We start from the raw sequence: 21904 nt of genomic DNA, 5'->3' as shown, positions 1-21904 counted from the left end.
AGACGTAGAGATCCTGAGATTCATATATAAGTACGTATTTAAAGCATAAATAGGTTAAAATTAATATAAAAAGCATGAAGAAGGATAATTTAAAATAAGAACTTCTTCATGCTTTTTTATGCTAACTAATACTATTCTGTAAGGGGCAAAATTTGATAAACGCTTATATTACTTAGCTTTGTTTAGCTATAGGCTTATTAGCAATATGATTGCAAAAATCAAAAAGGTTATATCTTAGCGGTAAGTTTTTCATGGAAATAATATCTTCGTTAAAAATTCCATCCCATGGAGCAACAGATATAATAGAATCATTAAAAACTTTAACGAAGTACTGATCATTATCATTAAAATATAATCTGATTCTAAAAGGCTCTTTTATATTGACTCCCTCAGTTGAGTAGTTTTCGGTAGCTAATGAAGAGATGAAATCTTCAAAAATAGAATTTTCGTCCGATGGAACTTCTATTTCCTTATATAAATTAGTATCAAATACGTAAAGAGTAAATTTTTTATTATTTAAAATTTTATTTTTTATTTCATCAATATAATAATGATTATTTGGTTTTACAGAAAAATTTATATATTGATAATTTCGTAAATTGCAACCAATTAGATTAATGGATAATAGCAATATTATAAAAATGCAGCTAATTTTTTTCAAAATACATACCTCCTAAAATACCATGTTTACAATATAAATTTATTCGAACCTTTGAGTTTTAGAACTTCTACATTAATGGAATAAGTGATAATTAAGGGGATTTTATAATATGAATAAACAGTAATAATGTTTTGGGGGATAATATGTATATAATAGGAACAGTAGGACCGACTGTAAAGGATAGGACAATACTTAAGGGGATAATAGACAGCGGTGTAAATGCATTGAGATTTAACTTTATACATGGAAGTGCAATAGAATTCTTAAGATTTTTAAAAATGGCAAAAGAAATAAAGAATGATATTGAAATAATATTAGATCTTTCAGGAACTAAGGTAAGAGTATCAAACAAATTTGAATATGTTTATAAAGTGTATGATGGGGAAGAAATTTATTTTTGTGGTGAAGATAAATATGAAGAAATAAAGGATCGTGAAGGTAAAATCAAAATAATTCCATTAAATATTAAAAATGAAGTCTTGAATGGAAAAGAATATAAAGAAATAGGAATAAAAGATAATACGATGATTTTTAATGTCATAGAGAGAGAAGATGGGCTTATTAAAGTTACTACTGTAAGAGGTGGGATTATTAGAAAGGGTAAAGGGTGCAATATAAAGAATCTAGAGAGAAATGCGATTGCATTAAGTGAAAAGGATAAAAATGCTATAATGTGGGGCATAAGAAACAGAGTAGATATAATATGCCAATCGTTCGTTGAGAATAAAGAAGATATTAATGAAATAAAAACATTTTTGAATGATAACAGTAGTGCAAGTAAAGCTAAACCTAAGATTTGGGCAAAAATAGAAACCTTAAACGGAGTAAATAATTTAAAAAGTATATTAAATGAAGTGGATGGAATAGTCATAGGAAGAGGTGATTTAATACCAGAAACATCAATAGAAGATACACCTATTTATGAAGAAAGAATTATAAATGAAGTAACTAAGGATAAAAACAAAGATATAATAGTAGCAACTCATCTTTTTAATAGTATGAAAAGTGGGAAAATGCCATCAATTTCTGAAGTTGAAAGTATATATAATTTTATAAAAATCGGTGCGACAGGTTTTATGCTGGCAGGGGAAACATCTATAGGAAAAGCACCAGTTAAAACAGTAGAGTTTTTAAATAAGCTGATTGAAAAGTATAGGGATTCATGATAAGGAATTAAAGTAAAAATTTATAACTTGAGATGAAATTAAAAAGTATTCTCTAATAATGTATGCTTTATAAAATGATTATAGAGAAAATGGCATAAATCTAATAAAAAATGAATGATGAAATTAAAAAGTATTCTCTGATGAAGGCAAGCATTAGAAAAATATTAAATAGTTTCGTCATTCATTATTAGATTGCACATGGATATTGCTTATTATATAAGGCATTTAAATATATATGCAAATTTTAACTAAGTTTATGTATTCTGCTTAAATAAAAGCTTATTATAATGGTTAATGCATAATCATAAATTAGAAATACAACTTGCGCTATTATCCATACAATGTATATTGGAAATTTGGTATCTAAATTAATTAATAAGTTGGTTCCGATAAAGTAAATTACTGAAAGTAACATATTAAAGGTAACTAATTTTAGGACTAATTCTATAAGTATATTTCTGATTTTTTCTATGAAATATTTTATTATGCCATATATTCCAAAAAATAATATATAATATATGGCTATATTAATTGTTACTAAAAAGAAGCTTAAAATACTTGAAGCAATGTAAACCAATATTGTATTTTTTATTGAAGTTCTAATAATGGATATTGGTATTAAGCATGAAGCAACAGTTAATATAGATAAAGTACTTATTGGAATAATGGAAGCAGAGTAGAGTATTGCAAGGGTTAATGCTGTAATTATACCATTTTCGGCAATATACTTTGCTTTCATAAATTGCTCACTCCTTTATATTTAAGTACAAGTTCTGAAGTCTGAAATTTGGCGGATAAGATATTGAAATTAACAACAGTTGATTAAATCTCCACCTGCACATTCGCATAAAGAGTCTAAACACCAAAGATTTATACAGCAATTGCATAGATCAGCATTGTTTGTATTTGTAGTTCTATAATAAGGACTAGAATAGCTTGAGCCTCTTTGCCTTAAGGAATTTAGACCTTGTCTATATTCAAAATTATTAGGATCCATACTGACAGCTGCATTCATTTCGTTAAGGGCAGCATCAAACCAGCCTTTGTTAAGTAAAACAACTCCATTTAAGTAATGCCACTCAGCAGTTCTGTTAGAAATAGAATTTAATTTATTTTCAGCCGCTAAATAATTTCTAGATTGAATAAGTCTTCTTATTTCCTGAAAATCATAGGAATTACTCGAATTATTGGATGAATTATTATAATTTGATGAAGTACTAGTGTTACTAGAATTATAATTATTATTAGGATTTTTAGTTAATGCTTCATAAGCTTCATTGATTTCAATCATTTTTTCTTCAGCTAAATTTTTAAGTGGATTATCTCCAAATTGGTCTGGGTGATACTGCTTAATAAGTTTTCTATATGCACTTTTTATTTCATCTTGACTTGCACCAGGTTTTATACCTAATACCTCATATGGATTCATTATAAATCTCTCCTTTTAGTTTCATTTGTACTTTCTGGATGTCTGATAATATTAACATATTTATCCATTAAGCCTAATTCAATTATGTTATATAGTATATCGCTATTTCTATTAAGATTCAATTTATCTAAATTTTCCTTACAACTATACCCGCAATTTAAAATAGTAAATTCTATTTTGGGTTTTACTGATTTAATAAATTCATCATATGGTAAAGAATCTTTATTATATAGAAAATTTATAGGGTTGAATTTTCCTTTTTCCATATCGGACTTTAAATCATCTAGGGCATCAATCAAGTATATCCATTTACCTATAGAATACCCTAAATTATATAAAATAGTTCTAAGTTCAGCAGAATCATTAAGCAATTCATAAGGATAATCACGTAGAATTATACCCACTAAATCACTGAAAGGATCGGATATTTCATCTATATAAATAAAAGACTTATCATTTTCTAACGTAGAAAGTTTATCTAAGCATTGCTTTATCTTATTATTAATTTCAAGTATTTGAACTGAAAATTTTCTTATATAAGGTGATAAGAGAGTACTTAAGAATTTGCTTTTAAGATTCTTATCATCATATACATCGTCCAGTAACTTGTAATAGGATAATGAAATGTTCATTGCAGCTGCATAAGCTAGAGCTTTATTATTAGTTATAATAATTTTTTTCTCAGTAGGATGAAGTGAACATCTATGATGTCCAATTTCTAGTTCGTCAGAATTTAATGCATCTAATAATAAGCCTAGAAAAGTCATATCATAATTTAAAGACAGTCTTGGTAGATTACCGAAGTCTTTTTTTATGTGGCAGCATAGTCCACAATAATAGCATTTAAACCTAGCAAAGTCTTTGATTTTCATTTCTGCCTTTAAGGGAGTAACATATCCAAACAATAAAAAACACTCCTTATAAGAATAAGTATAAATACATTATACAGTAACTTTTAATATTTAAACATAAAGTTTATATAGATATAATAAAATATTTAGATATTATTAATATTTATTTACAAGTTTTATTCCAAAATCTAGTGTTTATGGGCCATTTATAATGTTATGGATATTAATAATAAAAAAATATAGAAAAATTTATAAAAAAGTATTTACAACGAATAATAATTATTATATAATAATTTTTGTAGAGAGAAGTAATTAAAAATAATTACAAAATAAATATTAAAGTTAAGATTTTAGGAGGAGAAGATTATGAAAAAATTTGTTTGTACAGTATGTGGTTATATTTATGAAGGAGAAACAGCACCAGAAAAATGTCCAGTATGTGGTGTAGGATCAGAAAAATTCGTTGAACAAAGCGGAGAATTAACTTTTGCTGATGAACATGTAATCGGAGTAGCTAAAGGGGTTGACCAAGAAGTAATCGATGGTTTACATGCAAACTTCACTGGAGAATGTACAGAAGTTGGAATGTACTTAGCAATGTCAAGACAAGCTGATAGAGAAGGATATCCAGAAATTGCAGAAGCATATAAGAGAATTGCATTTGAAGAAGCAGAACATGCAGCTAAATTTGCTGAATTACTAGGAGAAGTAGTTGTTGCAGATACAAAAGCAAATTTACAAGCTAGAGTTGATGCAGAACATGGAGCATGTCAAGGTAAAAAAGATTTAGCAACACTTGCTAAGAAATTAAACTTAGATGCAATACATGATACAGTTCATGAAATGTGTAAAGATGAAGCAAGACATGGAAAAGCTTTCAAAGGATTATTAGATAGATATTTTGCATAAGATTAGAAATATTGAAAGAGTAGATACTAAGTGTGAGTAGTATCTACTCTTTTATTATGTTATGATTTTCTAGCATATAGAGAATCATATAAGGAGTTATACATATCATAGGTTTTTTTATCTAAACAAACCATAGCAACTTTATCGAAAGTGCCAGGTGAATCTTCAATAAATGTTAAGATTTCATCTAAGGCTATTTTGCAGGCATCTTCTAAAGGATAAGAATATGCGCCTGTGCTTATTGATGGAAAGGCAATAGTTTGAATTGGATGTTCTTTAATATAATCATTTGATTCTCTAATTAACAATTCCTTTTGTTTTCCTCCGATAAATTTATTTGTGCTGAAACGATAAAGATGTGTATTTAAAATTTCATTAAATTGCTTAGAGTAACACTCAGAATAATTAGCAGCTATTTTAAAAGCAGAACGGTACGCATTTCTTAAATATTTTTCTTCAGAACCGTTATTTCTATAAATAGGCCCAACTGTGTGTATTATCCAATAAACACCAGAGCTCGTTAGATTATATGATTTTGTTATTTTTGATTTGCCAGTTAAACACCCATTTAATTGTCTACATTCTTCTAATAATTTATCACCACAGGCTTTGTGAATTGCGCCATCAACTCCACCGCCCCCAAGCAGTGATGCATTTGCAGCATTTACAATTGCGTCAAATTTAGTTTTTGTTATATCACCAAAAAGAATTTCAAATTTAGTCAAATTAATCACCTCATATTAGTCATACAAATTATCTAATTAATAGTTTACACCTAATTAATACAAATAAAAATACAAAGATTCAAAAAAAAGGAAATTAATAAATGTAAATATTCTTTTAACAGATAGATAACATATAAAAGATATAAGGATGATAGACAGTATTCTTTATTTAATTGTTCCTAATATTGAAAAGAACTAACTTAGAATAAAGTTAAAGCCACAATGCAAATTCATTCTTCATACATCGTGACTTTAAACTTTAAATATATCAAATTTTAATTGTTATATTAATAATATCAAAGATAATTGTTACTAGATAGGTTGGTTCTCTAGATTTTTTCTTCTATTATCTAAAGGATTTAAATTTATGTGATGAACTTTCATTGTTTCATCAGGATTCATAATTAGTTCGTCTAAGCGAATTCTACCATCAGGTGTATTTGCTACAACTATTATTTCAGTTCCCTTTTTATAAGTAACCCAATTATATCCGTCTCTTACTACCTTGTTTACATCTTCAATTGAAATCAAAGCAGTATCTTTGTGATTACCGAACTTATCTCTTAAAATTATTCCCATAGTATCATGATCGATTTTTGTACAATCGTTTTTAAAGTTTCTATTATATATTTCTAAATTTTCACGTCTATTATCTAATGTATTTCCGTTTAAATGCTTTATTGGAGCTTTAGGATTAACATCTAAAATTACAGACTGAATAGTTCTTTTATTTGAAACTATCTTACCGTTGATTTTAGAAGTAGACAATGATTGAACTAAATAGTTATTAAAGTCTTTATGCCACTCAGCAAACCAAATACCTTCCTTTTTAACTTTTTCAGCATCTAAGGCATCTATTTTGCAGATTAGCTCACTTCCGTCCTTTTTTAAAATTGTGATTTCTGTGATATTGCCCTTATCAGTGTATTTATTTTCTTGAATTTTATAATTAGTATTTATGGTTAAGCACCTCTTTCATGGTTTTAAGTAAAAAGATATATAAGGCACATAAAAATAAATAACAGATTAAATATACATTCTGTACTATTATATTATTTTTTGATTATGCCTAGTTAATTACTTCATTTGAAAAAATAACATAAAATATGTAGTTTTTCAAGATAATATTCTTTATTATGACTCAAATATCTTAAGTCTAAACATCATATTATTATAACAGATTAAAAATGTAAAAGATATGCTTTAAAATAATTTAAATTTTAAAATAAAGTTAAATGCATAATAAAATCTAATAGAATCTAAAATATGTTATAGACATGATTAATTAAACTAAAGTAAAATAGTACTTGATATGAAGAAGAGAGGCATAAAAGAGGTACTAAATATTATGGTGATAGGAAAAACCTTGAAGGATATTTCACAGGATAAAAAATTTGTAAGAAAAGCTATAGCTATTACAATACCAATAGCGTTACAAGCTTTATTAAATACTAGTTTAAACCTTGTAGATACTGTAATGATTGGAAGTTTGGGGCAAACTTCCATTGCAGCAGTCGGTCTTGCTAATAAAGTTTTCTTTGTGTTCACTTTGTTATTATTTGGAATAGTAAGTGGATCATCTATTTTGACAGCTCAATATTTTGGTAAGAAAGATATAAAAAATATAAGAAGAGTTTTGGGAATGTCTTTAACTATCGCGCTCATTGGAGCTTTTATTTTTGTAATTCCAAGTTTAATTTGTCCTAAAATTGTAATGAGTATCTTCACTCCAAGTGAAAATACTATAGAAATAGGAGCTGGATATTTAGCAATCGCTGCAATAAGCTATCCATTGACTGCAATAACTAATGTTTATGTGGCGCTTTTAAGAGGAGTGAACCAAGTAAAAGCACCTGTTATAATAACTATCATTTCAATAGTTATAAAAGTACTATTAAACTACGCATTGATTTTTGGACATTTTGGAGCACCAGCGCTTGGTGTTAAAGGAGAGGCAATTGCAGTTATAATTGCGAGAACCATAGAATGCAGCTGTATATTATTTATAGCATACTATAGCAAGGGACCATCAGCAGCAAAAATTAAGGAATTAATAGCATTTAATAAAAGGTTTGTTAAATTATTTTTTTCAACTGTATCTCCTGTTATTCTCAATGAATTTATGTGGGGATTAGGGGTTACAATGTATTCATTAGTATATGGAAGAATGGGTGATGGAGCTGTAGCTGCTATTACTATAACTCAAACGGTTGAACAGATAATTACTGTTATTTTTCAAGGAATAAGTGCGGCAACTGCAGTTATCTTAGGAAATGAATTAGGAGCAAACAAATTAAAAGAAGCGGAAAGTCATTCGAAATACTTTATAGTATTACAATTTATTTCTGCCTTAATAATGTGCGCTACATGCTTTGCTATTAAAAACCCATTAATTACATTATTCAATGTAACAGATAATGTAGGTACTGATGTAAGTAAATGCTTAATAGTTTTTATAATGTACTTGCCATTTAAAGTATTTAATTGGGTAAACATTGTTGGTATTCTTAGAAGCGGAGGAGATACTAAGGCAGCATTAATGCTAGATATTAGCGGGGTATGGATGGTTGGAATTCCATTTGCATTTTTAGGAGGAATGGTGTTAGGCTTTCCGATATATTTCGTATATGCAATGGTTACATTTGAAGAGATATATAAGTTTGTTTTAGGTTTTAGACGATACAAACAAAAGAAGTGGCTTAGAAATTTAGTTTAAGTAGAAGCATTATTGAATGAAAAATCCTGATAATGGATTATGTGTAAAATATTTCTTAATTATTTTGTAAGAACTAAGTAGTTTATTTACTATATAATAGGAAATAATGAAGATATTGATTTATATGCATATTGGAGGGATATATGGTTACAAAGAATGATAACAGACGAAGAAAGATAAAAAAGAAGAAGAAAAAAATGCGTAATTCAAAAGTTCTTTTACGAGGTATCCGTGATATGCTTCTTTTTTTAGTGATAACTACACCTATTGTATTTTTCTTAGGTCCATATGATAACGTGAGAAAAACTTTGATTTCAACTATTTTAGCAACAAGGCATGCATATTTAATAAATGATATAATACCACAAACGATGTTAGATAAGATGCTTGGAATAGATGGAAGTGATAGTAGCACAGAAGCTTTTCAAGATATGAAAAAGATAGATGTTAAATATAAAGTCGGAAATGAAATAACAGAATATCATATACCTAATAAAAAATATGATGCGTATGTTCTAGAAATAAAGAACCCGTTAAAGGTTAAGGTCGCAATGACCAAGTTCTTGGGAAAAATGGGGCAAAAGACAAGTGAAATGGCAGATGAACACGATGCGGTTGCAGCCATTAATGGTGGTTCCTTTGTTGATAAATCTTCAGATGGAACTCAATATGCAGGAACTGGAGCTGAACCTGGGGGCTTTGTTATATCAGAAGGAAAGGTTATTTATCCTACTGGAAATGTAAATGAAAATGATGTTGAAAATGTTATTGCTTTTACAAAAGGAGGAGAGCTGATAGTTGGAGATCATACAATAGCTGAACTGAAAAAACTAAATGTACAGGAAGCAATGTGCTTTAGAAAGCCTAATATAATTATTAATGGAGTTAGACAGATAAAAAATACAGCAGAAGAAGGACTTAACCCCAGAACTGCAGTTGGTCAAAAAGCAGATGGAACAATAATATTTTTAGTTATAGATGGTAGAAAAATAACAACACCTGGAGCAAGTTTATATGATGTTCAAGAGATAATGATGGAAAGAGGAGCTGTTAATGCAGGAGCTCTTGATGGAGGATATTCATCAACAATGTATTATAAAGGCAACGTCATAAATTCTCCTAATGCCTGGGATGGCGAAAGATCTGTTGCAACAGCATTTTACGTAGAGCAGTAAAGGAGGAAGTAGTAAATGAAGAATTTAAAAAGAAGATTAACTTGGTTTGCACTTGCTTTTATATTGCAGCAAAGTATATTTTTATTTATTGATAAGGTATATCTAGCTTCAGATTTTGATATTAAAGCTGAAAAAGTTGAAGAACAAGACAACCAAGCAGATAAGAAAACAGAAATTGATATAAAAAGTGGGATAAATGAAGTGAAGTTATCTTCAGATGCACGGTATGTTTCTTATATAGATAGTGGAAAACTTAAGATTTTAGATAGCAATGATAATACAGAAAAAGAATGTGAGACAGATAGCGGCTCTGAAATTGCATTTTATAAATGGCTTAATGGGGAAGATAATATGCTTGTGATACAGAAAGTAAAAGATAAAGGGGCATATTATTTAGAACCAGTATCTTTTGATGCTAAAAAGGGAGAAACTAGAGATCTTGCAGATTTTGATTTGCATAAAGTTCAAATTAAGCTCAATAGTTCAAAAGATGAAGTGAATAATGTAGTGTTTTCAACCTTAACCCATAGTTTGTATATTGAAGTTAAAAAGAGTACTGGAAAATGTGATTTATATTATGCAAATGTAATGAATCAATTAAAAAAGGTTAAAAGTGATAGGCCAATAACCAATGTAGTGGTTCCGACAACAAGCACGAATGCAGTACTAGAGGAAGGAACGAGCATAACAATATTAAATACAAAAGGAACACTATCAATACCGAATGTTAGAAATCCTAAGGTGCTAGGTGCAGATGTTAATGATAATGTATATTTTGGAGAAGAGGTAAATAATAAAATTCAAAAGATATATTATACTGTTTTATCAGATAAAACTAGGAAATGGAATGAATTAAAAATTGCTGATCCAGTTGATAAAGACGATATACTAATTGATTATTCTGGAAAAGTATATATTGATAATAAATCTAAAAAAACAGTATTAGAGCTTACAGGAAATAAATCGATAAGTTATAAAGGTAATTTAGTTCAAACATATTCTAAGGGAGTTATCTCTAAGGATGGTAATAAGTTGATGAAAAATAAATTAGAATAAAGTTATATAAAGGCATACCCTTTAAAATTTGATAAAGTAATTAATAAAAAGTATTTTTCTTTTGTTTACATATATAAACGTAGATTGTAGTTATATATAAGAATGAATAATAAATAAAAAATAGGGAAAAATATATAAATAGATTACTTAAAAAACAAGATCTTCCAATTATAAGAGGATCTTGTTTTTTATAGAAAGTGGAGGAATGACAATGTCTAAAATAGGAGTAATAAGTGCAATATTAGAGCACCCAAAAGAAGTGCAAGATGAATTTAATGATGTGGTAGCATCCTTTAGGGGAAGTATAAAAGGACGAATGGGTATACCTTTTGCAGATGAACTATCGGTAATTTCCATAACTCTTATAGGAGAAACTGAAGATATACACGAGTTTACAGATGAACTTAAAAGTATTGATGGGGTGACTGTAAATACATCAATTGCAAAAGTTGAAGTTTAAATAGTTATTATAATATGAAATAAATCTGTCATAAATGTAATCAACAAATAAAAATAAAATATGGCTATTTCAAGCAATAAATTGAAATAGCCATATTTTTTAATTTGTGAATTTATCTATGAGAGAAGAAGGTAAATCTTCTGCTATATAAGAATCTGAATCTATTAAATTTAATAATCTGGTTAATTTTTCAATATGTTCTTTTTTATTTATGCTTATTACTTTTATAACTTTAAATAATTCGTTACTTTTAACGTTTTCTAAGAAGTTAGTATATAGTATAATTGCTTCAAGTTCATCCTTTATAGCATTTCTAATGCTAGTAAGTAATAACTTGTTTTCCTTTCCCCCTGAATATTCATTATAAGAAATTTTTGAAGTGTTTTTAAGTTGCTTATCGGCATGCTCATAAGCAGAAAAGAACTCTTTGTCTGTTTTTTGTAAGGCTTTCAAAAATGAACCACAATGTTTCTTTTCCTCTTTCATAATATGATATAACATATCTTTTATTTCTTTATTTTCGGTGAGGCTTAAAGAATAACTATAATCATTTACAGCAGTTATTTCAGAAATCATTCCTTCCATAAGAAAGGTTATATCGTTATTATTTTGACATTGTAAAATTGTTGTATAGCTCATATACGCTCCTAAAATTTTGATTTATATTATTACAGTATATATAAGCAGAGCAAAAAGTATGTCATTCTCAGTTTTAATTATAGCTGTGAGTTTGAATAGTATGTGTAAGATCTATGGAAATATATAGCATTGAGTCTTAGCACATACTATATCAGGAACTCTTATGATCTATCGTTGTTATAGTTTTTAACAGGCATACATATTAATTTTAATTGTTTTTTTCGATGTATATTTATAATAACTGTGTGCATTAATCCAGTATTTTATAAGTTGTGGTTTATAATCTAAAAGATACTTTAGAAATTCATCAAAAACATTTAGTTTTACTAAAATCTTAACAATTTCTTTGGGGTAAGGAGTATTTTTTTCAAAGACTTTTCTTGGATCTATTACCTGTATCTTTTCATGTTTATTTACAAATATATGGGCGCCTCTTATATCGAGTCGTGTAAATTTCAATTGTTTAAATTCTTCAATAAGATTTATAATTTCAGCGGACAAATTATATGATAATCCATTTTTTTTAATATAGTCAGATAATATATCTCCTTCTACATAATCTCTCAAGATCATATTATTTGCGATAAACATAACTTTAGGAAAAAATCTGCTGTTGTTGACTGCATCTAAAAGGTAGGCCTCCTTCTCAGCCTTCTTTCGTTTAGAAAATATTTTTAAGGCATATCCTTCAGGGGTTAAATAAACAGAACCTTCCTTGCCTTTACCTAAAAATTCACATTCTTTTATATCTAAAACGTACCTCATATTGTTCACTATTATTAATTGTTTTATATATTATATGAAATCATTTATACAATTCTACAAAATGAGATGAATATGTATAAATTATTCTATTAAACAAATGATTTAATGGGTGACTTTTTTTATTATATTTATAAAAAGAACTAATGATGAGATAGCATATGAATGGTCAGTTATATTAGATTATAACTTTAAGTCGGATATATTATAATTTTTAATCCAAAATATTATAATTCTAATAAGTTTTAAGTGTTATGGAATTGAATTGAAAATAAATGAATTATAATATTATAAACAAAAAATTAAATATTTAGATGATATTCTATTAATTTATGGAAGTTTTATTAAGATAAAAAGCATTATATTCAAGAAGTCAATTGAACTTATGATTAAAATATGTAATAAAAGCCTATAGCAAAAATAAAGTTAGGTCTAATGAACTGAGACATGCACAAATGGGTCTATTACTTGTATTCAGAGGATAAAAATTATAATATCATATGTCATATTTAATGTGTTAGATTGCAATTAGGAAATAAAAATCATTTAATGAAAAGGTTTGTGAAAAAAATTTTTCATTATTAAACTGTTAATATCTTGCCGAGTATTATCATAATATGATAAAATACTAATTGGTTTGTTGTATTTTTTGGATTTTTGGGGAGAATATTTGTAGGTTGAAGTTAAAATTTAACCTATTTCAAAGATGATTTTGGGGCGAATATAAATTAAATGGGAGGACCCGTATGAATATTTTTAAGAAAAAGTCAGTAGACAAAATGCTGGAAGGAGTGGAGAGGACAGCCTTAAAGAAGAACCTCAAGGCTAAAGATATAGCTGCATTTGGTATAGGAGCAGTAGTAGGAGTAGGTATCTTTGTGGCAACAGGAACAGGTGCGCATCTAGCAGGACCAGCTGTAATAATTTCATTTATTTTAGCAGGTATAGTTGCTTGCCTTTGTGCATTGTGTTATTGCGAGCTTTCAACTATGTTCCCAGTTGCAGGAAGTACCTATTCGTATTCATATATAGTATTCGGTGAAATAATAGCAATGATAATTGGGTGGTGTCTTACTGCGGAATATTTAGTTGCTTGTAGTGCAGTAGCATCTGGATGGTCAGGTACCTTTGTAGGGATACTAAAATCATTTGGAGTAACATTGCCAGCAGCTTTCACTGCATCACCAAGCAAAGGTGGAATAGTAGATTTACCAGCTATATTAATAATTGCAATAATAACTTACATACTATATTATGGAATGAAAGAAAGTGCTAGAGTTAATAATATCATTGTTGGAATAAAGATTGTTATAATTCTTGTGTTTGTAGTACTTGGAGTAGGACATATAGATACGGCTAACTATCATCCTTTTGCTCCATTTGGATTTGGAGGAATCTTTGCGGCAACAGCGACTATATTCTTTTCATTCATTGGATTTGATGCAATATCAACTGCGGCAGAGGAAGCAGAAAATCCAAAGCGAGATATTCCGCTTGGACTTATAATTTGTTTAATAGCTGTTACAGTACTTTATGTTTTAGTTGCTGTTGTACTTACAGGAATGGTTCCTTATAACGAAATAATTTCTGAAAATGCGGTGCCAGGGGCTTTAGCAAGAGTAGGTATAAATTGGGGAGCAGCACTAGTTGGGACAGGAGCTATACTTGGAATGATTTCTACTATTATGGTAGTTCTTTATGGCCAAGTTAGAGTATTTATGGTTATGTCAAGAGATGGACTTTTACCAAAGATATTTTCAAAGGTACATCCGATTCATAAGACACCACATATTTCAACTATCATAACCGGAACTATAGCAGCAATAATTGCTGGGTTTATACCATTAGACATTATCGTAGAATTTTTAAGTACTGGAACTTTATTTGGATTTATTGCTGTATCTCTTGCAGTAATAGTACTTAGAAAAACTATGCCAAACTTTAAAAGAATTTTTAAAGTTCCAGGAGCTCCATTTACTCCGATAGTAGCTATAATATGTTGTATAGTTTTATTGTGTGGATTAAAATTAATAACTTGGATAGGCTTTATAGTATGGCTCATTATAGGACTTGTAGTGTATTTTGTTTATGGAAGAAAACATAGTATAGTTCAAAATGAAGGTGATTTAGAAAACACCGATAAAGCAGTATAGATTAAGATGGAATTGTAAATAAGGATTACTTTACCACGATTAATTTTATGATATGAATTAGAGAAAGAATCATTGTTGTAGTGATAGCGGATATGCTAAAAATATTACAACAGTGATTCTTTTGTTTTATTTAAAATTTAAATAAAACATTAGAACTAATAAAGTATATTTAAAAATATAAAATATATAGGAAAAGTTGTTATTAACGAGTCAATAATTGTAAAAATAATAGTTAAAATAATATCAATATAAAAGAACGTATTATGTATGTATTTCATAATATATAGAAAATAAGCGATAATTAATAATATGGTGAGATTTTAAAAAATGTGATTTTCAACTAATATATTAGGCGTATAAGTAGAGTATAAGCCGAAAAGAGTATTAAGTAGATAATAAAATAGAATCTTATAATTCATGTACAAAAATTCAGAATTGTCAAAAAATTTATTGACAAAAATTAAACAAGCAAATAAAATAAAGGTAGGAACATTTGATAAAAAAATAACAAAGACTATAAAAGTTATGGAGATGGTATTTATGGTGAAGGTAATAAGTACAAGAGAGGCAGCAGATTTAATAAAGGATAACGATGTTTTGGCAACTTCCGGTTTTGCATCATTAGGAGTTCCAGAAGCATTATTAAAAGGTTTGGAAGAAAAATTTTTAGAAGAAAAAAGTCCTAAAAATTTAACACTAATGTTTGCAGCAGCACAAGGTGATGGGAAAAGTAAAGGATTAAATCATTTAGCACACGAAGGGCTGGTAGGTAAAATCATAGGGGGACATTTTAACTTAGCACCAATGTTAGGAGAGTTGATTAGAGAAAATAAAGTATATGCATATAATTTACCACAAGGAATTATGTGTAATGTGTTTAGAGATATAGCAAGTAAAAAAACTGCAACCATAAGTAAAGTAGGGTTAAATACGTTTGTAGATCCAAGAGTAGAGGGAGGAAAGGCAAATTTAATTACTAAGGAAAATGAAGAAGATATAGTTGAAGTGATTAAGATATTGGGTGAAGAAAATTTATTATACAAGTGTCCAGGCATTAACGTGGCATTTATTCGTGGAACATATGCTGATGAAAAAGGAAACGTTTCGATGAATCATGAGGCTACCTTTTCAGAAGCAACATGTATAGCTCAAGCAGTTAAGAATTGTGGTGGAATAGTTATAGTACAAGTTGATAAAGTAGTTAAAGCCGGAATGTTAGATCCAAGACTTGTAAAAATACCTGGAATTTACGTTAATTATATAGTCGAAGCTAAGAACAAAGAAGATCAGGCTCAGGTACTAGGATATGATGATGATCTATCTTTGACTGGAGATATTAAAGTAATAGCGGATAGTTTAGAACCGTTAGAACTTAATGCTAGGAAAATTATTGGAAGAAGAGCAGCTATGGAATTAGAAGAAGGAAGCATTGTTAATATTGGAATAGGAATACCAGAAGCAATTTCGAATGTTGCTAATGAAGAAGGAATAGCAGATTCCATTGTATTAACAGTTGAACCAGGACCTATAGGAGGAATCCCTCAAGGAGGAAAAAAATTTGGTTCTTCAGTGAATCCAGAATGCATATTTGATCAACCGACACAATTTGATTTTTACGATGGAGGAGGCTTAGATATAGCATTTTTAGGACTTGCACAGGTAGACAAGCATGGGAATTTAAATGTTAGCAAATTTGGAACAAGAGTTGCAGGCTGTGGAGGATTTATCAATATTACTCAAAATGCTAAAAAGGTGTTCTTTTGTGGAACATTTACAGCTAAGGGTTTAGAGGTAAAAGTAGAAAATGGAGAATTGAAAATCATAAATGAAGGAAATAAGAAGAAATTTATAGATTCTGTAGAGCAGATCACTTTTAGTAGTGAATATGCATTGAAAGTTAAACAGCCAGTTATGTATATAACTGAAAGAGCTGTCTTTGAATTAAAGGAAGATGGATTGCATCTAATTGAAATAGCACCAGGAATAGATATTAAAAAAGATATATTAGATTTGATGGAATTTGCTCCGGTGGTAGATAAAGATCTTAAATTAATGGATAAGAGAATATTTATAGATGAACTAATGGATTTAGAAAAATAATTTATAATTCTAGAGGGGGATAAAGATTATGTTAGAAAATTTAAAGATTAAAGTTGTTAAAATGGCAAAAGACGCAGAAAGGTATAATCTATGTAAAGGAAATATAGGAAGCTTTAGTATTAGAGATGAAAGTTCAGGATATGTGGTTATAACACCTTCAAAAATAGCAGTGGAAAACTTGAATGTTGAACATGTTTGTATAGTAGATTTGAAAGGGAATAGGATTAATGTTGTCGATGGAATTGAACCAACTAGTGATATATTAATGCACCTTGAGGTTTATAGAGCAAGAAAAGATATAAAAACTATAATGCATATTCATTCAGTTCATGTAAGTACTTTTGCTGTAATAAATAAAGTAATTCCACCAATAGCGTATGATTCTGCAAATTACGGAGGATATATTTATGTTGCAAATGGTGGGAATACAGAATCTTCCGAAACTGCAAAAGATTTGATAGAAAAATTAAATATGAGTGATGCTTGTCTTTTAGAGAGTAATGGAGCTATTGTTGTGAGTGGGAATATAGAAAATATAGTATTTAAAGCAAGAACTGTTGAGAGAGTAGCTGAAATTTATTATAAAGCATTAGTTTTAAATCAATCTAACGAACCAAAAAGATTTTCGAGAGAAGAATTAGCTTTATACAGTGGAAATAGATAAGATTTGAAGTGCTGTGAAAGCTAGTGATATTAAATAAATTCAAGATATGAATTAAAAAAGCATTAATCCATTAGGAGCAATGCTTTTTTATTTATATAAAAATAAACAAATATTTCATTAAATACTTTTTCTAACATGCTTTGATTTTTTTACTATAAAATGAGAATCACCAGGAAAATTTTCAATAAATTTAAGATATTTAAGGATTTTTACATCCCTTTTTAAAGATTCAAGAGTATGATAGTATGTTGCTAATTCACGATTTGTAAAAAGAGCATGAATTTGCTGATGACAAGTTGGACATAAAGAGAGGGTTTCAAATTTCCTTCCGCCTTTTTGCAGGGGAATCAAGTGATGTTTAGTTATGATAGATACATTTCTATTACATAATTCACATATATGCTCCATAAAATCCTCCTCTTATACGCTATTCATATTTTATGATTAAATTATATCAAAATAAAAAATAAAGTCAAAGTGATTTTAATGGTAAATAAAAGTCAATTATTTTTATGATATGATGTAACTAACCAATTAAAAAATAAGTTAAAAACTCAAGAGGCTAAAGGCTTATTGGGAGAGATAGGAGACTTATTTTCTTCTTTAGGGAATTTAATAAAAAGTCTATTATAAAATAAATATTAGACTTAGGAGGCCATATGTTAATAGTTAGTTGGAAACCAGATAAAAGCTCTTCTATTCCAGTATATCAGCAGATAGTTGACTATTTTAAGAGGATGATATCAACAGGTGAATGGGATTTAGGAAGTAAATTGCCACCACAAAGAGAGCTGGCAAGGATATTTGAAGTGAACAGAAGTACTGTTGTAGAGGCTTTGGACGAATTGAAGGCAGAAGGATTAATTGAAGGGAAAAGCAGCAAAGGAACAATTATAGTCAATAATACTTGGTCTTTGATGGCATCTGTTTCACCATTAAAGTGGAAAAATTATATTGCAAGAGGTATACATAAACCTAATTTACCTATAATTCAAAAAATAAATAAATTAGAATTTGAAAATAGGATAATAAGACTAGGTACAGGGGAACTTGCTAGTGAGTTATATCCTCATGATATGATGAAAGAAGTTTTAAATAATGTATCAAAGAAAGTGTCATCTTTAGGCTATGAGGAACCAAAAGGATCATTATTTTTAAGAGAGACAATAAGTAAATATTTAAAAAAGCATAGTATTAATGTTTCCCCATCTAAAATATTAATTGTTTCTGGCTCATTGCAGGCCTTGCAGCTGATTTCTATAGGAGTTCTGGAGCAGGGATCTACAATACTTGTTGAAAAGCCTTCATATTTGAGCTCTCTAAACTTATTTCAGTCATCTGGAATGAAGTTAAAAGGTATTAGAATGGATGCTTTTGGAATTGATCCAATTCAAATTAAAAAAAGTAACAATAATAAAAATTCAACTTTAGTATATACTATACCGACCTTCCAAAATCCAACTGGGATTTTAATGTCAGAAGAAAGAAGAGAGACAGTTTTAAAAATATGTTCAAAAGAAAGAATACCAATTATTGAGGATGATGCATATAGAGAATTATGGATAGATGAAGAACCACCAGTTCCTCTAAAAGCTAGAGATAAGAATGGTAATGTAATGTACTTAGGCACGGCTTCAAAATCTTTAGCAGCAGGTCTTAGGGTTGGTTGGCTAATTGGGCCAGAAAATGTTGTTGAACATTTAGGTGATATTAAGATGCAGAGTGATTATGGAACAAGTTCACTGTCCCAAGAAGTTGTAGCTGAATGGATTACAAGCGGTTTGTATGAGAAATATTTGCTTCAGCTAAGGAACAATTTAAAGACTAGAAGGGACTACACACTTAATATCTTAGAAAAGTATTTTAAGGATATAGCTACATGGAATAAACCAGTTGGAGGATTTTATATTTGGTTGAAACTTAATGTACCTATATCATTAAACAAGCTGTTTGAAATTGCATATAGAGAAGGAATACTAATTAATCCAGGCAATGTTTATGATCTTTCAAATAATCAAAATCTAAGAATCTCATATTCATATGCATCATTAACAGATTTAGAAAGAGGTTTGAAAATATTATCTAAGGTAATTAGAGAAAAGTTATTTTAATTATAAAGATGAACAGCTATTCAAGAAAATCAATAGCTGTTTTGGTTGGTGAATAATTCATTTTTTTGGTTGGAGATTTCAGTGATTTTATCATGTATAATGACAAAAAAGAAATTACATAAGGTGGTGAATTATGATTAAATATCTATTGCAGGGACTGCTATTTGGACTTGCTTATGTAGCACCTATTGGAACACAGAATTTATATGTAATAAACACTGCGCTTAAGAAAAGCAGGTTAGATACATATAAAGTTGCACTTATAACTATTTTTTTTGATATTTCACTAGCAATCTCATGCTTTTTTGGAATAGGATTCTTAATTCAAAAATACTTTGAATTAAGGCTTGTGGTGCTTTTACTTGGATGTATTATTGTAACTCATATAGGTATAGGATTGATAAAATCAGCATCGCAAGTATCAGATAATAAAAATATAGACAATTCATTGATTAGAATTATTATTTCTTGTTTTGCTGTTACATGGCTTAATCCGCAGGCAATAATTGATGGCTCATTATTATTAGGGGGCTTTAATGCTTCACTTCCGCTAGATATGTCGAGATATTTTATATTAGGAGTTTGTCTAGCATCATTTTTATGGTTTAATTCTCTGTCAATGCTTATAGTAAAATTTCGTAATAAGCTTAATAAAATAATAAAATGGATCAATATAATATGTGGAGCAATATTAATATTTTATGGCTTGAAATTAGGATATTCTTTTATTGAATTGATATAATAATTCTAATTTAATAGAAGAACAAAGAAAAATAAAATGTAGTAAATAGTAAGGTAGAAAAATTATTTCCCCTTACTATTAAAATTATTTAACATATTTAGAATATGGAAGTTTAACAGTGTTTCCGGTTTGGTCAAATTTATAATTTGTACCATTGAGGGGATAATTTCCATAAGCAAGATTCATTCCTATGGTATAGATTGCATCTGCATGAATACTAGGATCTTGAACAACAGTACCAGTCATAATCCCTTGATTAATTAATTCTTTAGCTTCAGGTAAAGCATCAACTCCAACAACTGGAATATATTTTTTTGAATTATCTCCTTTGTTATAACCATATTCTTGGAGTGCTTTAATAGCTCCGATTGCCATAGCATCATTGTTAGATATTATTGCCTCAATTCTGCCATCAAGTGTTAATAAATTAGAGCTAATTGCGCTTTTTGCACACGCCTCATCCCAATTACAAACTATTGATGATAACTCTTGGGTTTTTATTCCTGCTTCATTGAGTGCTTGAACAGAATATTTTGTTCTTGCAATAGTTTCAGGACTATTAACTGGACCTTTAAGCATAATATATTCTAATATATTATCATTGTTTCTGTCTAAATTATTTTTATCATCATTCCAAGTATCAGCAAGGATCTCACCTTGCAGAATGCCAGATTGATCAATATCAGTATCAATTATAACTGCATTACGGTAAGGTTTAAGAAAATTTACTATTTGCGGTGTTTGCGCATAATAGAGAATTAGAGGTATATCTTTTCCAACTATTTCATTAAGAGCACTTTGAATTTTATCTATATCAGTGGTGACTGGATTTAATACAACAAGGTTAAAATCATTATTAAGGGCTCTATTTATGAGTTCATTTTGAATCACTTGATTTCCTTTTCCATCGAAAAAAGTAAATTGAACTTTATTTGCATTATTGCTTTGTATAGTCTCGAGATTTTTTTTAACAGTAGAAATAAATTGATCATTAAAATCATTTAAAAATACAGCTATTTTAACTGGAGTCTCAGGATTAACAGCTAAAAGAGCTGCGGTGCTTTGGGTATTATTAAATAATAATATTGAGATAATGGTAAGGGACAACATCTTCTTTAAAATATTCATTTTAATCTTCCCTCCGACTGTACTTGATTGAATTATCTATTATTAGGTTATCTTTCAGCTTAAATTTTATTCGTATTTCTGTAGAACGTATCTGTTTTTTATTTAAATATATAAATTGCAAATTATTTTTATAACTTGAAAGAGCTTTAACTAATAATTAAAGATATATGTAAATTTAAGAAAATTACAGAAAAACCAAGAAAACTGGCTAAATTTTTAGTTATGAGGGCATAATATACATAATATAAAGGTTAAAATTTAACATTAATTATATATGTATAGTTGACAATTAAGAATATGTAATTTATAATAGACAAGCGAATTAAATTTTTAGAAGTTAAGTTAATAGCATATTTTTATTGATAATTAGCACTATAAATTTAATTGTTTAAAGCTAAATTGTGGTGAACGTAGTTCAGTTGGTAGAGCGCCAGTTTGTGGCACTGGTTGTCGTGGG

Annotated in this window: 21 protein-coding genes; 11 read left to right on the top strand and 10 right to left on the bottom strand. The window is 28.7% G+C overall.

What is annotated here, in order from left to right; all coding sequences use genetic code 11:
• Positions 1-172: 172 nt before the first annotated feature.
• Positions 173-661, bottom strand: a complete 489-nt coding sequence (locus tag CLOBL_RS17375; RefSeq protein ID WP_077860197.1) for a DUF4883 family protein — start codon at positions 659-661, stop codon at positions 173-175.
• 143 nt (positions 662-804) lie between these two features.
• Here CLOBL_RS17375 and CLOBL_RS17370 point away from each other — a divergent pair, with 143 nt between their 5' ends.
• Positions 805-1827, top strand: a complete 1023-nt coding sequence (locus tag CLOBL_RS17370; protein ID WP_077860196.1) for a pyruvate kinase — start codon at positions 805-807, stop codon at positions 1825-1827.
• A 244-nt stretch (positions 1828-2071) separates the two neighbouring features.
• Here CLOBL_RS17370 and CLOBL_RS17365 read toward each other — a convergent pair whose 3' ends face one another.
• The 3 genes from CLOBL_RS17365 to CLOBL_RS17355 all read right to left on the bottom strand — a co-directional run bounded on the left by CLOBL_RS17365 (position 2072) and on the right by CLOBL_RS17355 (position 4161).
• A complete protein-coding gene (locus tag CLOBL_RS17365) occupies positions 2072-2566 on the bottom strand; it encodes a hypothetical protein (protein ID WP_077860195.1) in 495 nt (164 codons plus the stop codon).
• A 69-nt stretch (positions 2567-2635) separates the two neighbouring features.
• Entirely contained in the window at positions 2636-3256 is a 621-nt protein-coding gene (locus CLOBL_RS17360; RefSeq protein ID WP_077860194.1) for a J domain-containing protein, read from the bottom strand.
• Entirely contained in the window at positions 3256-4161 is a 906-nt protein-coding gene (locus CLOBL_RS17355) for a DUF5685 family protein (protein WP_077860193.1), read from the bottom strand. Before CLOBL_RS17355 ends, CLOBL_RS17360 begins: the two co-directional genes overlap by 1 nt.
• 312 nt (positions 4162-4473) lie before the next feature.
• Between CLOBL_RS17355 and CLOBL_RS17350 the strand changes: the two genes are divergently transcribed.
• Positions 4474-5016 (top strand): NADH peroxidase, encoded by a 543-nt coding sequence (locus CLOBL_RS17350; RefSeq protein WP_077860192.1) that lies wholly within the window; start codon positions 4474-4476, stop codon positions 5014-5016.
• Positions 5017-5075: 59 nt separating this feature from the next.
• Here CLOBL_RS17350 and CLOBL_RS17345 read toward each other — a convergent pair whose 3' ends face one another.
• Positions 5076-5741: a macro domain-containing protein gene (locus CLOBL_RS17345; protein WP_077860191.1), complete on the bottom strand. Its 666-nt coding sequence runs from the start codon at positions 5739-5741 to the stop codon at positions 5076-5078.
• Positions 5742-6053: 312 nt separating this feature from the next.
• Positions 6054-6650, bottom strand: a complete 597-nt coding sequence (locus tag CLOBL_RS17340; protein ID WP_179117788.1) for a hypothetical protein — start codon at positions 6648-6650, stop codon at positions 6054-6056.
• A 439-nt stretch (positions 6651-7089) separates the two neighbouring features.
• Here CLOBL_RS17340 and CLOBL_RS17335 point away from each other — a divergent pair, with 439 nt between their 5' ends.
• The 4 genes from CLOBL_RS17335 to CLOBL_RS17320 all read left to right on the top strand — a co-directional run bounded on the left by CLOBL_RS17335 (position 7090) and on the right by CLOBL_RS17320 (position 11148).
• Positions 7090-8457, top strand: coding sequence for an MATE family efflux transporter (locus CLOBL_RS17335; protein WP_077860189.1), 1368 nt, complete (start codon positions 7090-7092; stop codon positions 8455-8457).
• A 197-nt stretch (positions 8458-8654) separates the two neighbouring features.
• Positions 8655-9632 (top strand): phosphodiester glycosidase family protein, encoded by a 978-nt coding sequence (locus tag CLOBL_RS17330; protein ID WP_242953870.1) that lies wholly within the window; start codon positions 8655-8657, stop codon positions 9630-9632.
• A 15-nt stretch (positions 9633-9647) separates the two neighbouring features.
• Complete coding sequence (locus CLOBL_RS17325) at positions 9648-10688, top strand: hypothetical protein (RefSeq protein WP_077860187.1); 1041 nt, start codon at positions 9648-9650, stop codon at positions 10686-10688.
• A gap of 211 nt (positions 10689-10899) precedes the next feature.
• Positions 10900-11148 carry a TM1266 family iron-only hydrogenase system putative regulator gene (locus CLOBL_RS17320; RefSeq protein ID WP_009169619.1) on the top strand — a complete coding sequence of 83 codons (249 nt, stop codon included), beginning with the start codon at positions 10900-10902 and terminating at the stop codon, positions 11146-11148.
• A 99-nt stretch (positions 11149-11247) separates the two neighbouring features.
• Here the strand turns inward: CLOBL_RS17320 and CLOBL_RS17315 are convergent, their stop codons facing one another.
• Together CLOBL_RS17315 and CLOBL_RS17310 are read right to left on the bottom strand one after the other, a co-directional pair.
• Entirely contained in the window at positions 11248-11787 is a 540-nt protein-coding gene (locus CLOBL_RS17315; protein WP_077860186.1) for a ferritin family protein, read from the bottom strand.
• A 186-nt stretch (positions 11788-11973) separates the two neighbouring features.
• On the bottom strand, positions 11974-12552 hold the full coding sequence (locus CLOBL_RS17310) for a serine/threonine protein kinase (protein ID WP_077860185.1): 579 nt from the start codon (positions 12550-12552) through the stop codon (positions 11974-11976).
• Positions 12553-13295: 743 nt separating this feature from the next.
• On the opposite strand from CLOBL_RS17310, the gene CLOBL_RS17305 reads away from it, so the two are divergent.
• The 3 genes from CLOBL_RS17305 (at position 13296) to CLOBL_RS17295 (ending at position 17466) form a co-directional block, all read left to right on the top strand.
• On the top strand, positions 13296-14702 hold the full coding sequence (locus CLOBL_RS17305; RefSeq protein ID WP_077860184.1) for an amino acid permease: 1407 nt from the start codon (positions 13296-13298) through the stop codon (positions 14700-14702).
• 540 nt (positions 14703-15242) lie between these two features.
• Complete coding sequence (locus tag CLOBL_RS17300) at positions 15243-16802, top strand: malonate decarboxylase subunit alpha (RefSeq protein ID WP_077860214.1); 1560 nt, start codon at positions 15243-15245, stop codon at positions 16800-16802.
• Between the two features lie 28 nt (positions 16803-16830).
• Positions 16831-17466, top strand: coding sequence for a class II aldolase/adducin family protein (locus CLOBL_RS17295; RefSeq protein WP_077860183.1), 636 nt, complete (start codon positions 16831-16833; stop codon positions 17464-17466).
• 117 nt (positions 17467-17583) lie between these two features.
• Here the strand turns inward: CLOBL_RS17295 and CLOBL_RS17290 are convergent, their stop codons facing one another.
• Positions 17584-17874 (bottom strand): HNH endonuclease, encoded by a 291-nt coding sequence (locus CLOBL_RS17290; RefSeq protein WP_077860182.1) that lies wholly within the window; start codon positions 17872-17874, stop codon positions 17584-17586.
• 251 nt (positions 17875-18125) lie between these two features.
• On the opposite strand from CLOBL_RS17290, the gene CLOBL_RS17285 reads away from it, so the two are divergent.
• Both CLOBL_RS17285 and CLOBL_RS17280 read left to right on the top strand, forming a co-directional pair.
• Positions 18126-19577: a PLP-dependent aminotransferase family protein gene (locus CLOBL_RS17285; protein WP_077860181.1), complete on the top strand. Its 1452-nt coding sequence runs from the start codon at positions 18126-18128 to the stop codon at positions 19575-19577.
• A gap of 133 nt (positions 19578-19710) precedes the next feature.
• On the top strand, positions 19711-20319 hold the full coding sequence (locus CLOBL_RS17280; protein WP_009169627.1) for a LysE family transporter: 609 nt from the start codon (positions 19711-19713) through the stop codon (positions 20317-20319).
• Between the two features lie 84 nt (positions 20320-20403).
• On the opposite strand, the gene CLOBL_RS17275 is transcribed toward CLOBL_RS17280, so the two are convergent.
• Complete coding sequence (locus CLOBL_RS17275; protein WP_077860180.1) at positions 20404-21447, bottom strand: galactose ABC transporter substrate-binding protein; 1044 nt, start codon at positions 21445-21447, stop codon at positions 20404-20406.
• Between the last annotated feature and the right edge of the window lie 457 nt (positions 21448-21904).

It is taken from the genome of Clostridium sp. BL-8, assembly GCF_002006495.1.
Lineage (GTDB): Bacteria > Bacillota > Clostridia > Clostridiales > Clostridiaceae > Clostridium.
This window is presented reverse-complemented; position numbering and strand designations above follow the sequence as displayed.